The sequence below is a fragment of the Clostridium sp. KLE 1755 genome, assembly GCF_000466465.2.
Taxonomy (GTDB): domain Bacteria; phylum Bacillota; class Clostridia; order Lachnospirales; family Lachnospiraceae; genus Eisenbergiella; species Eisenbergiella porci.
On record NZ_KE992690.1, the window covers coordinates 1 to 12,823 of the forward strand.

The 12,823-nt window shown below is 47.6% G+C and carries 11 protein-coding genes; 2 read left to right on the top strand and 9 right to left on the bottom strand.

Translation table 11 applies throughout. From position 1 onward, the window contains the following. The coding region (locus HMPREF1548_RS29915; RefSeq protein ID WP_035321636.1) for a hypothetical protein at positions 1–801 on the top strand (801 nt) is incomplete at its 5' end. A gap of 118 nt (positions 802–919) precedes the next feature. On the opposite strand, the gene HMPREF1548_RS09015 is transcribed toward HMPREF1548_RS29915, so the two are convergent. The 7 genes from HMPREF1548_RS09015 to HMPREF1548_RS09045 all read right to left on the bottom strand — a co-directional run bounded on the left by HMPREF1548_RS09015 (position 920) and on the right by HMPREF1548_RS09045 (position 10,063). Further along, positions 920–1,543, bottom strand: a complete 624-nt coding sequence (locus tag HMPREF1548_RS09015) for a TetR/AcrR family transcriptional regulator (protein ID WP_162162453.1) — start codon at positions 1,541–1,543, stop codon at positions 920–922. 148 nt (positions 1,544–1,691) lie between these two features. Then, positions 1,692–2,909 carry an MFS transporter gene (locus HMPREF1548_RS09020; RefSeq protein WP_021635687.1) on the bottom strand — a complete coding sequence of 406 codons (1,218 nt, stop codon included), beginning with the start codon at positions 2,907–2,909 and terminating at the stop codon, positions 1,692–1,694. Positions 2,910–3,088: 179 nt separating this feature from the next. Continuing rightward, complete coding sequence (locus HMPREF1548_RS09025) at positions 3,089–3,922, bottom strand: hypothetical protein (protein WP_035321637.1); 834 nt, start codon at positions 3,920–3,922, stop codon at positions 3,089–3,091. Continuing rightward, the gene (locus HMPREF1548_RS09030) at positions 3,919–6,258 is read right to left on the bottom strand and encodes a glycoside hydrolase family 95 protein (protein WP_157065653.1); all 2,340 of its coding nucleotides are present in this window, start codon (positions 6,256–6,258) and stop codon (positions 3,919–3,921) included. The genes HMPREF1548_RS09025 and HMPREF1548_RS09030 overlap by 4 nt, the downstream gene beginning before the upstream one ends. Positions 6,259–6,358: 100 nt before the next feature. Then, entirely contained in the window at positions 6,359–8,077 is a 1,719-nt protein-coding gene (locus tag HMPREF1548_RS09035; RefSeq protein ID WP_021635690.1) for an extracellular solute-binding protein, read from the bottom strand. 83 nt (positions 8,078–8,160) lie between these two features. Then, entirely contained in the window at positions 8,161–9,078 is a 918-nt protein-coding gene (locus HMPREF1548_RS09040; RefSeq protein WP_021635691.1) for a carbohydrate ABC transporter permease, read from the bottom strand. Between the two features lie 10 nt (positions 9,079–9,088). Next, positions 9,089–10,063, bottom strand: coding sequence for an ABC transporter permease (locus tag HMPREF1548_RS09045; protein ID WP_021635692.1), 975 nt, complete (start codon positions 10,061–10,063; stop codon positions 9,089–9,091). A gap of 223 nt (positions 10,064–10,286) precedes the next feature. On the opposite strand from HMPREF1548_RS09045, the gene HMPREF1548_RS09050 reads away from it, so the two are divergent. After that, entirely contained in the window at positions 10,287–11,309 is a 1,023-nt protein-coding gene (locus HMPREF1548_RS09050) for a LacI family DNA-binding transcriptional regulator (protein WP_025489003.1), read from the top strand. Between the two features lie 81 nt (positions 11,310–11,390). Here HMPREF1548_RS09050 and HMPREF1548_RS09055 read toward each other — a convergent pair whose 3' ends face one another. Together HMPREF1548_RS09055 and HMPREF1548_RS09060 are read right to left on the bottom strand one after the other, a co-directional pair. Further along, positions 11,391–11,582: a hypothetical protein gene (locus HMPREF1548_RS09055; protein WP_021635694.1), complete on the bottom strand. Its 192-nt coding sequence runs from the start codon at positions 11,580–11,582 to the stop codon at positions 11,391–11,393. Next, complete coding sequence (locus tag HMPREF1548_RS09060; RefSeq protein ID WP_021635695.1) at positions 11,582–12,712, bottom strand: glycoside hydrolase family 27 protein; 1,131 nt, start codon at positions 12,710–12,712, stop codon at positions 11,582–11,584. Before HMPREF1548_RS09060 ends, HMPREF1548_RS09055 begins: the two co-directional genes overlap by 1 nt. Between the last annotated feature and the right edge of the window lie 111 nt (positions 12,713–12,823).

Consider the following 12,823-nt stretch of genomic DNA (forward strand, 5'->3'; position numbering starts at 1 on the left):
GAAGTGCTCAAAGCCGACCGCGCCCTCCGGGACCATCTCCGGCTGCCCTACCGCGGCGGAGAAATGCTCCAGCCCTGGTATCAGGTAAAATACAAAGGCGGCAGCACCCGGCTGTGCGACACCATTACCGTGACCTACCGGTTCCACATAGACGCCCTGCCCACCGGAATTTCCCTCGCCCTGGAGGATCTGGAGCACATCCGCCGAATCCTCATAAACAGCCGGGAAATCCCCCGGAAAAGCAGCGGCAAATGGATAGACATCTGCTTTGACAAAATTCCCCTGCCAGACGAAGTTCTCCGCCCCGGAGCCAACACCATCACTCTGGTTATGGACTACTACAGCACCTGCGGTATCGAAGCCGTCTACCTCCTGGGAGAGTTCGGCGTAACGCTTGCCAATAACCGCCCCACCCTCACCACCCTGCCCGAAACCATAACCATAGGCGACATCACTCCCCAGGGCCTTCCCTTCTATTCCGGCGCCATCACTTACCACATAGAAGGCCTGCAAAACACCCTTTGCAGCGTAACCGCCCCCGACTTTGGAGGCGCCCTCCTGAAGCTTTCCGGAAAAGAAGAAGTGCCCCTGGCCTTTCCCCCGCACAAGGCTCTCATCCGGGACCTGAACGCCATCCGGCTGATCCTCACCCGCCGGAACACCTTCGGCCCCCTGCACCACCCTGAAAAACGCCAATACTCCTACTCCCCCGCCTCCTTCATTACAGAACCTCCCTGCTGGACCGATTCCTACGTCCTCTACGAACAAGGGCTTTTGAAGAAGCCGGAGATTTTATACTGAAAGCCTGCATACCGTAAAGCCCTGTATCACAGGAAGCGCCGTATTTTTTTACAATATACGGCACTTCCTGTTTTTATTTATACGCTCCGTTCCCGGCCGCACAGTTTTTCATCCTTTTTTAAGCCTGCTCATCAAAATATCTGCACATATGCAGTATAATATCCCTGATCCCCGCCATCTCCCTCTCCGGCGGCAAAATATGATTGCTTACAAAATAAGCGGCCAGCCCGTCTATCTGCGACCACCATAACCTTGAAAAAGCGGCGGCGGCAGCAGGATCAACCTCCGGTCTGCTTTTAAGGATGATTTCCTCCACCATACCCAGGCTGACTCTGGCTCTTTCCTTCATTTTTTCCCTGAGCGCTTCGTTTTTCGAAGCCTCCAGCCAGAATTCAAAATTAATCCGCGCAAAAACCAGATCCTCCTGCGTCCATTGCTTTACACTTTCATCCCAGACACAGATTAATTTTTCCGCCAAAGACATATTATCGGTAATAACCCGGCTCAGCGCATCCTTAAGAGAAGGATTCTCCGTCAGCTCATCCCAATGCTCCGCCAGCCCGAAAAAGATCTCTTCCTTACTCTTAAAATAAGTATATACCAATCCCTTGCTGATACCCGCTTCCCTTGTGATATCATCAATAGACGTGGCATAATATCCCTTGCTGGAAAAAAGCCCTAAAGCGGTTTTTAAAATATCCTTCTGACGCTGTTTCTTTTTTTCTTCCGATATCTTAGGCACTCTGATTCCTCCCCATACATTAATTTTGAAGCTGTTCCTTTTCTCCCGGGCTGCTGTGAAAATCCATCCCAAATCTCTTGAAGCGACGGATTTCGGCGCTCCCGGATCACTTCCGCAGACCATATCTCAGGTATACGGTGTACAGCCCTTACATCGTGTTACTTTTATAACTATAAACCAATATAACAATTGTAATAAGAATAATGCTTCCCCCTGATATAAGGTAAAGCTGGCTGATGCTGAACTGATTAAGCACCACTCCGGTCAGCATATACGAAACCGGCTGAAGCCCTGCCGAACACAAAAACTGAATGCCCATCACCCTTCCCACAAGGAAATCAGGCGTAAGCTGCTGAAGTACTGTAATAAACAGCACATTTATGATTCCCAATAAAAGCCCTGCCGCAAACGCGGCGCCCAGAATCAGCAGCCTTGAAGAACCGAAGCTGAAAACACTCCATACAGCGCCCAGCGCCAGGGAACACCACAGTATCAGCCGGATGGACTGCCCGTTCTCCCTCCGCTTCATATTTCCAATGATAACAGCACTTATCAAAGAACCCAGCCCCGTTATGGACAACAGCTTCGTATATCCGTCCACCCCTTCGGGCAGACAGTTCATGGCCACGACAGGAAATCCGACCTGCTGGGGGCCAATGACACACAAATTCAGAATGGCCGTAAAGCCCAATAACAATAATAACACAGGCAGTTTAAATAAATCCTTATATGATCCCTGCACAGCTGCCCGGGAGCCTTCCGGAACCTCCGCCTGCCCCTGTTTTTCCTTATATTTTACCCTTGAAAAAAGAAACAGTGCGGCAATGGAGGCCAACGCCATTAACACATAGGCATTATCGCTCATTTTTCCAATCACAATTCCGGCAAAAAGAGGCCCGGCCAGCAATGACCCCTGGCTGATGAACTGCATCACTGAATTTGCCTTCTGCAGATTTCCCCCGCTTACCAGCGCCGGAACCGCAGAATAAAGCGCCGGCAGGATAGCCGCGCTGATTCCTCCAAACAAAACCGCATATATAAAAACAGTATATTTATTTACCGCATTTACCTGATTCACAACAGCCAGGGAAACCAGCAAAATTCCCAATATCCCGGTCCCGCCCGTAAGCGTCCTGGATACCCCCGCCTTATCCGTCAAAAATCCCGCAACCGGCAGCAGAAAAATCCTCGGCACCACCATTGCAGTCATTACCGAGCTTAGCAACAATACGGAACCGGCCCCCTTCATAATTAATGATACCTGCAAAACACTGTATAATTGGCTGATAAGAAACAATATGGTACACCCGCTGAAAAAAATTATAACATTAACGGACAGAAACTGCGATCTTTTGTTCTCAAACATACTGCAATCCTCCTTGAAATAATAAAAACTGACTGGTTAGTTTTTATTATACCGCTAATCTATAAATTTGCAAGTGTTTTTGTTAACAACATTCTTTCCCCTGCCTTTTCATAAACTCAAATATCCCTGCCAAAAAGGCGCTGCGGAATTTCTTCACCGCAACGCCTTACATTACACAATCATTTAAAAATACCTTTTTCCGACGGATATTTCATCCCAAGCCCGGCCCCTTGTTCCATTTCCGTATACAGCCCGGAAGAAATCGCTTCATAGCCTGCCAGATATCCCCGGGCGGTAAACACAATCGGAACCATCTGATCCTCCAAAGGCACCTCATACATTTCAAAAAATGCCTGAAGGATTTCCGTATTTCTTCCCGACCTGGTGTTGATCCTGATTATCTGCTGCGGATAGGAAACGCCGTCCACCACTACAGTTTCCGGAAATAAATCCAGAACCTCCCCGCTGGTCCTGATACACTCCTCGCATACGGTCCGATAGAAATAAACAACAGACGAGCTGCCTTTTTCCAGCTTATAATCCTCAAGCTGCTGTTTTAACGTCTCATTTTTAGTGGGATCATAGACGCCTCTGCCATAAACAAATAAATCCTCCCCCGCAGTCAGATAGGCTTCCCGGATGGATGAACGAATGGAATCTGTCCCAAAATAAATATTTCCATTTACAGTCATAATCGGGTAAGTGAGAGAGCCTGCAAGTTCTTCCTGAAACCCCAGTTTTTTAAGTTCAGAATCCCTTATCTGCGCATCTTCTTTGCGAAATACATTATAAACGGACACCATATAAGGATACAGTTCGGAAACATCATCCAGTTCCTCCGATACTATTTCAAAAAGCTCTTTTGTTCCGTCGCAGGAAGCACAGGGCTGATTATAAAAAAAATGTATTTCCACATTTTCCGGCTGTTCAGGTTCAGCTTCTGCACATCCGGAAAGGCCAAACCACAAAAGCATGGAAAAGAAGCATATAAAAACCTTACGCATATTTGTCAAAAATCTGCCTCCGTTAAACTGACTGACATTCCCTCTTTGAGGATGACTTTTTTCTTCCTGCCCTTATAGCAGACAGTCATCTCCCTTTCCTGCGGCCTTGTTCCCTTCAGCTCTGCTTTTTCAAGCCTGCCCTCCCTGAAGTTTATGGCAACAGTTGCCCCGGCGCGCGTACACAGTCCGGAAACCATGCCTGTTCCCAAAGCCCTGGGAAGCGCAGGAAGCAGAGCAATCTCATTTTCTGTGCTTTGCATCAGCATTTCCGCAATGCCTGCGCAGGAACCGAAATTGGAATCAATCTGGAACGGAGGATGTGCGCCGAACATATTGGGATAACACCCTCCTCCCTGCCGGTAATTCATGGGATCGCTTCCGTCCACAGGACGTAATTGCTTTTTCAGTATACTGTAAGCCTTTTCCCCATTGTGCAGATGGGCCCACAGCGCCACCCTCCAGGCCAGCGCCCATCCGGTGCTTTCATCCCCTCTCAGTTCAAGCGTCCGGCGGCAGGCCTCTGCCAGTTCAGGCGTTTTCTCCACGGAAATCTGCCTGCCGGGATAAAGAGGGTAAAGATGGGAAGAATGCCTGTGTGTCGGCTCGTTTTCCTCCAACTCTTCATTCCATTCAAGTAATTCGCCGCGTGATCCTATCCGATACTCCGGAAGACGTTCAAGCGCCGCTTCCGTTTCTGCAAGAAATTCCTGATCTGTCTCCAATAACCGGCAGCAGGCCGCAGCATTCCCCAATGTTTCCCGGATAATTGCCATCGTCATCGTGGTCGTCTGACTGACCGCGCATGGTTTGCCGTGATAGACAAACTGATTCTCCGGCGAAGTGGAAGGTGCAAAAATCAGTTTACCATCCTCATTTTCAACAAGGACATCCAGGAAAAACCGCGCCGCATCCCGGATAATGGGATAACCTGTCTGGCGCAGGAAATCCAAATCTCCCGAAAAAAGGTAATGATCATAAACATGCGCGCTTAACCAGCCTGCCGACAGAGGCCAGAAGGCATACACTGCCGTACCCTTCCCCCGGTTTCCCACCGGAGTGGAAAGACACCATATATCACTGTTATGATGCGATACAAACCCTCTGGCATTATAATGGATTTCAGCTGTTTTTCCTCCGCTGACCCTCAGGTTATTAATCAGCTCCATTAAAGGCTCATGCATTTCCGGCAGATTCACCGTTTCCGCTCCCCAATAGTTCATTTCCGTATTGATATTAATTGTATAATTGGAACTCCATGGGGCGCGCATATGCTGATTCCAGATTCCCTGGAGATTTGCCGGCTGCGTTCCCGGCCGGGAACTTGAAATCAAAAGGTAACGCCCATACTGGAAAAGCAGGGCATAGCGCCCGGGATCCACATCCTTTTCCCAGTCGGCGAGCCGTTGTGGAATCGGCAGGTCTTCTCTTCCCGGCCCCAGGTCAAGGCAGACCCTGTTAAAATACTGCTGGTATTCCTTCACATGCCGTTCCAGAAGCCTGTCATACCCCGACTTCTGTGCGGCAAGCAGTTCCCTGAAACAAGGTTCTTTATAAGGTTTTCCCTCCAGGAACGGATGCCTGAACGGACCGTTAAAGCTTGTCCGGGCGGCCAGAAACAGTGTAACGCTGTCCGCATTGCTTACTTCCAGTCCCTCCGGCAGCCTTTTTACTTCCCCGCCCACAGGCTCAATCGCTAATACCGCACAAAACCGCATTCCTTTCTTTTCCGGAGCTTCCTCATAAATAACCGGATCCGGAGAATCAACATAGGATGGATCCACCTGTGAGGGAGCGATTCCGTCCAGGATCATTCTGTTTTCTTCCGTGGATACTTCTGCCCGAAGCTGGCAGGAAAAACCTGCTTTCAGGGAAACCATGCCGGGCCTGTCGGCTGAAATGTGCATCACCATAACCTGATCCGGCGCACTGACGAACATTTCCCGCACGTAATTTACCTTCCCTGCCGAATACTGCAGTCTGGAAAGCGCCTTCCCAAGATCCAATGACCGACGGTAGTTTTGGATCTCACCCTCAGGATGGACCATATCCAAGGTCAGTTCACCCAACGGCAGATAGCTCTGTGTGAATTCCCCAAGCACATTCTGTTCAAGGAGCGCCTGCGCCTCTTCATATTTCTTTTCCATGGCCAGCCGGCGTGCCTGCCTGTAGTATTCCGATGCTCCGGGAATATCGTGGTTCTGGGGATAACCTGACCACAGCGAATCCTCATTTAACGAAATTTTCTCCTGCTTTGTCCCTGACCATACCATTGCCCCCAGCCTTCCATTTCCCAGCGGAAGCGCTTCCTCCCAATAAGACGCCGGTTCTTTGTACCATAATTCCATAATCTGTGTCCCTTCCTTCCCTAAACCTAAGAACAAATATCTGTAACTAAAAAACAGCCAGGCTCCGGAGTTTCCCGGAAGCCTGACCGTTTTAACCGTTTTATCTGCCGGCAGCTGTCTTATATATTTCAATATAGCGATCAACTCTGTAAGAATCAAGTTCACTCAGATACTGATCCCAACCGGTTTCGATGTCACGCTCACCTGTAATAAACTGAACGGTAGCCATACGGACAAAGCTATTCAGGTTCGTCTGAATCTCAGCATAGTCATCTGCCATGTCCAGAGGAATAAATACCGTATAATCCAGTCTTTCCTTCGGAATATACTGTTCTACCTTCTGGGTATCAAGAGTAATACGCTGTTCATAGTTTCCGGGCTGATAAATATCATCCACCTCGGGAAGCATGGAAAGGCGGAAAGGAGCCAGGTCAGCCTGCGGTCCTACCATCATCGTGCCCTTACTAATCTCTGCATTCTGATCTTCTGTAAGAGAGTTTACAATATATCTGGCATCACCGCCAAATACGTTCTTGGTTCCTTCAGGACAATAATCCCAGCCAAGACCTCTTTCCCCATACTTACGTTCCATATTATAATCATCATCATAGAAGAACTCATCGATCAAACGGAAAGCTGCTTCCGGATACTTACAGGCATCTGTAATTACCGCATGGAATCCCTGTACTTCACCTTCATTCGCATTCTGTCCCTGACGTCTGAAGCCATCCGGCCCTGCCACGGGAATCAGGATCTGATAATTTTCTGCTTCTACAGGATCATTATTGTCATAACCCATACCAGCATGATCGCAGACATACATTCCAACCACATGGGGTTCTGTCCTGACTGTCTGTGCCAGCTGATCCTCCTTCTGGGTAAAGGAAGCACCATCAATCAGTCCTTCATCATAAAGGCTCTTAATATAACGCAGACCTTCACGGTAAGCATCTGTAGAAGGAGAAAATTCCACAGATTTTCCATCAGCGCCCAGGCTGAGCCAGAAATCAGGTTTTACTGTCTGGAAAGACATACCCATCAATGCGTATTCAACCATCGTATTCCAGGTAGTGGCGCCGAGCATACCGATTTCGTCTTTCTTTCCGTTTCCGTTAGGATCATCGTTTACGAAAGCCCTTAATACTTCTCTCAGCTCTTCGGTAGTTTCAGGCATTTTCAGCCCCAGCTTATCCATCCAGTCCTGACGCAGATAAATCTTGGGATATGCGCTGCAGTGGTAGCACTCCGAGAAACGTGCAAATCCATAAATTTCTCCATCCGGTGCAACACATCTGTCCCTGTAGCTGGGATTATACTCAAAAATACGCTTCATATTGTTGCCATACTTATCAATATAATCCGTAATGGGAAGCAGGACCCCTTCCTTCACCCCATACTGCATAATATCCGACTTTGTAAATACCGTCGGCCAGTCAGTCAGAATAAGATCCGGATAATCCCCGCTGGCCAGCATCAGATTTCTCTTCTGGAGCGCATCGGAAAGAGGAGTTGAAATAATCTGAAGCTTGATATTGGATTTTTCTTCGATCTCTTTTACAAACCGGTTTTGTTCCCAATCAATATCCGCCCCGCCTTCAATCCATACCTTCAGTGTGATTTTCTCATTCATGATCGGCATGCCGGTAGCGTTAAAGCCTTCCGGTAAGGAGGTATCTCCCGCCTCAGCTGCTGCATTTGCGCCTTCTCCTCCGCCTCCTCCTGTATTACCAGCAGCGGTTTCTTTCCCCCCGGATGAACATCCTGCCATGCTTATTACCATACATGCGGATAACAGCAAGGCCAACACTTTTTTCTTCATAGAACCTTTTCCTCCTTTTTATTTATTCTGACACCCCACTCTTTTCCCGAAAATGAAATGTTCAGATCACAACCCAACAAGTCTCACCCCTTAATCGCCCCTACCATAATTCCTTTTACAAAATATTTCTGAACGAAAGGATAAAGCAGCATAACCGGCACAGAACCAACAATAATACTTGAATACTGCAGCAGATATTTTGTTTCCTGCATCTCCAGCTGTTTCGTAACATCAAGCGTCATACCTGCCGTGCCCATATTAACCAGGATTTCCCGCAGGACAAGCTGCAGAGGGAACTTGGTATTCGTACTCAGATACATCATTTCGTTAAAATAAGAATTCCAGTGGCCTACCGCATACAGCAGGACATTTACTGCCAGAATCGGCTTTGCAAGAGGAATTGCAATTTTAATCAGGAAGGTAAAATCATCGCAGCCGTCCACGCTGGCGCTTTCCTGTACTTCCCCGGGAATTGTGGACTGGAAATAGGTACGTGTAATAATCAGGTTCCAGACCGAAATAGAGGTCGGTATTACCAGTGCCCAGATGGTGTCAAGCATTCCCAGGTTTTTAATCAGAATATAGGTGGGAATCATACCGCCGTTAAAAAGCATGGTAAAAGTGAACAAAAGCATAACCGGATTACGGATCGCCAGATCCTTACGTGACAGCGGATAAGCCGCCAGTACCGTCATAACCAGGTTAATCACAGTACCCACCACCGTATATAAAAGGGAGTTGCAAAATCCGGTTACAAGCAGTTCATGCTTTAAAAGCATTTTATAACCACGCAATGTAAAATCCACAGGCACCAGGAAAACCCTGCCCGAAAGAAGTGCTTTCGGCGACGAAAAAGAGGCCGCCACAACATAAATCAATGGAATCAAGATGCATATTACAGATACGGCGCACAAAATATGCACAAGCACCATGTATATGTAATCCTTCGGTTTCGTATAATACCGGACAGACATATTTTTCTTTTTTATTGTCTTTGCCATAGCCGCCTCCTTACCACAAGCTGGTCTCGTTTACTTTTTTCGAAAACATATTTGCAAGTACTATCAGAACCAGATTACATACGGAATTGAACAATCCTACTGCCGTCGCATATGAATACTGGAAATTGATAAGACCACGCTTATAAACAAAAGTGGAAATAATCTCGGAAAACTGCATATTCACCGGATTCTGCATCAGATATACCTTTTCAAATCCCAGGCTCATAATACTGCCTACCGCCAGAATCAGCTGAATTACAATTGTCGGCATAATCGCGGGAATATCTACATTCCACACTCTTGCGAAACGGCCCGCGCCGTCAATGATCGCCGCCTCTACCTGGGAAGTATCAACACTCGCAAGTGCCGCAATATAAATAACCGCGCTGTATCCCATTCCCTGCCAGACACCCGACCATACATACAGGCTTCTGAAGAGCTCCGGTTTTCCCATGAAATCAACTGCCGTCCCTCCCAGTGCAGTAATTATATTATTGACCAGTCCTGTCCTGATCGAAAAAATATTCTGCATGATACCTACCAACACTACTGTGGAAATGAAATAAGGGAGATAGGTAACCATCTGAACGACTTTCTTATAATGCCGCCCCCGCATTTCATTAATTGCCAACGCAAGGAGGATAGGCATGGGAAAGCTGATTACAAGGCTGTACAAACTGAGTGCAAGCGTATTTCTCATCAAAACCTTGAAATCCGGTGTGGTAAAGAAATTTTTGAAGTGTTTTAATCCTACCCAGTCGCTCCCCCAGATTCCACCCCGGATAGAATAGTCCTTAAACGCAATAACCGCCCCGCCCATAGGGAGATAGGCAAAAATAATCAGATAGGTAACAGGCAAAATCAACATCACATATAACTGCCAGTGCCTTTTTACCTCCGTAGATATCCTTTTCCCCAAACTTTTCTTGGCATTCGGCTGGTTTAACATAACCGTCCCCTTTACCCTGGTAGCTTTCACCGCCATATATATTTCCTCCTCCCTACCAAATGTTAATTGTTATATATATAATTAGCATCCTACATGTGCTTTGTCAAGCAGAATATTTATGCAATCTGCACTAATAATTTTTATTTTTAGCCTTCAAACTATTAGAATCAAATATAGGTTTCTATTCTTGACACCAAAACCTTTGGATGATATTATTAACAAAAAGTAAATCGTTTAATTTTTTATGAGGAGTATTACTATGCCTGCTACGCTGAAGGATATTGCAAAAGAAACCGGCCTGAGCACCGCCACCATATCGAAATATCTGAACGGCGCAAAACTCCGCGAAAAGAACCGCATTGCCATCGAGCAGGCGATACATAAGCTTGATTATACTGTGAATGAGTATGCCCGGGGATTTAAACTGAACCGGTCACATATTATCGGGGTTATCATTCCGGATCTGAATAATCTTTTTATAACAAACATTCTTGTCCAAATGGAGACTCTCCTCCGGGAGCATGATTACAGTATCATGATCTGTGACTGCCATACGGATGCCGCTCTTGAACGCAGTCTTGTACAGTTTTTGTTAGGGAGAATGGTAGACGGTATCATTAACATGCCCGTATGTACAACAGGAGAACATTTAAAACCTGCATTATCGAAAAAGGTTCCTGTTCTTGTACTGGATCGTATGATATCCGGGCTGGAAGGGCAGATCGACAATATTCTGATTGACAATACCTGCATTGCCCGCAAAGCCGTTCAGAGCCTTATCGACCAGGGGCACCGGCAGATCGGCCTGATTAGCGGTCCCACTGACTATTCCACCTCACGGGAACGTCTGGAAGGCTATCGGCAGGCATTAGCGTCCTCCAAAATCCCCCTAAATGACAGCCTTATTGTCTGTGGTGATTTTACTCTGGAAGGAGGATATGAAGGTATATGCCGCCTGCTAAAAGGCAATCCGAATATGACGGCTGTCTTTCCCACGAATTACGATATGACACTGGGTGCCTTTATTGCCCTGAAGGAACAGAATATCCGGATTCCAGAGGATATTTCCTTTATTGGTTTCGATGATATGGGGCTGGCCAGAGTAACGCATCCCCCTTTAACTATAGTCGCCCAACCGCTTGAACAGCTTGGAATTTATGCGGCCAAACGTATTCTCAGCAGATTGGAAAATCCGGAGGATGTTCCAATTTCTATCACGCTTTCCGCATCGCTTAAGCCGGGTTCCTCCATAGGCGTCCCCCGCCACGTAGAAGATGAGTGATTAAAAAAGCAGCATAAAAACGACGTTTTTCCAGGCTTTTATGGCAACAAAAAAACGGCAGCTAACCTGCCGTTTTTTATTTTAAATAAAGAGGGTACAACCCTGTTGTTTGAAATGCTCTATTTTCTGATCAATCAGCTCCACCGGCACATCCAGCCGTCCGGCCAGGCACCTTTTACACAAAAACTCCGCCGCGCCCCTGTTCACGAACTTTTTATATGCGCCGATTTCATTGTAGGTAAGCTCTTTACCGCATTGAAAGCACGCGGACATTATAGATCAACCACCTTTGCCCGGAATACCTCGCAGTCAAACGGTGCAAGCTCCCTGGAAACAGTGGCGTTCTTCACTTTAATGCACTCGCCGCTCCACACTTCCTTCATCTCCAGTGTTTTTCCTGTAGAAAAGCCCAGGCCCACTTCATCCAGGTTAAATCTGGCAACCGCCTTTTCCTCACTCATATTGAACAGGCCAATCGCAAGATCCCCGTTTTCCAGCTGCCTTGCATAAATGAGCATATCGTCCCCGGCCCAGATTCCCTGCAGCTTGTAGGCCTGACGGCAGGCGCTGTCCTGGTTGATACGGATCAGCTCTTCATTTCCCAGAATCTTCTTCGTTTCCTCCGTCATACTGCGCACATCGCAGCCGATCATCAGCGGTGAGCCAAGCAGGGACCAGATGGAAAAATGTGTCTTGTACTGCACGTCGCTGCAGCCCTTCAGGCCCACATTTCCATTGCCATACATGCCAACGATCAGCATGTCCATATCATTGAAGCAGCCCACGCCATTATAAGGATGCAGCTTCTCCTGCTGCTTTACCAGATCCTTTACGGACTCCCATGTATCGAAGATATCCCCGGTAGAACGCCACATGGAGGCTGCGGAGGTCTTGATCCACTCATGGGTCTGATCCGCTCCCCAGGAACAGGCGCTGAAGAGGATATCACGGCCGCAGTTTTCCAGGGCAAGCCCCATGCGTCTGTACAGGTACTGCCCATGAATGATAGGGCTGTGATAGCAGTAATCATATTTCAGGAAATCCACGCCCCACTGCGCGAATGTCTCCGCATCGATGAACTCATGCTCAAAGCTTCCCGGATAACCGGCGCAGGTCAGGTTCCCGGCGCAGGAATACATACCGAATTTCAGCCCCTTGCTGTGCACATAATCCGCAACAGCCTTCATGCCATTGGGGAATTTCCCAGGATCCGGCACAAGCCTTTCTTTTTCATCCCTCTCACGCAGGGACCAGCAGTCGTCGATGACCAGATATTCATAGCCCATCCGGGGAAGCCCTGCTTCCACCATCGCATCCGCTGTCTCAAAAATCAGTTTTTCATTGATGTTCTCTCCAAAGGTATTCCATGAATTCCAGCCCATGGGCGGCGTTAATTTAACCATACTATTGACCTCCAAATTCCTGTTGGGTTATTATGTAGCTGTGCGAAAGGCTGTGTAAATGCCATGCGTTCTGTCTGCGGCGGGGATCGGGAGCCGCTGGAAAACCGCCCC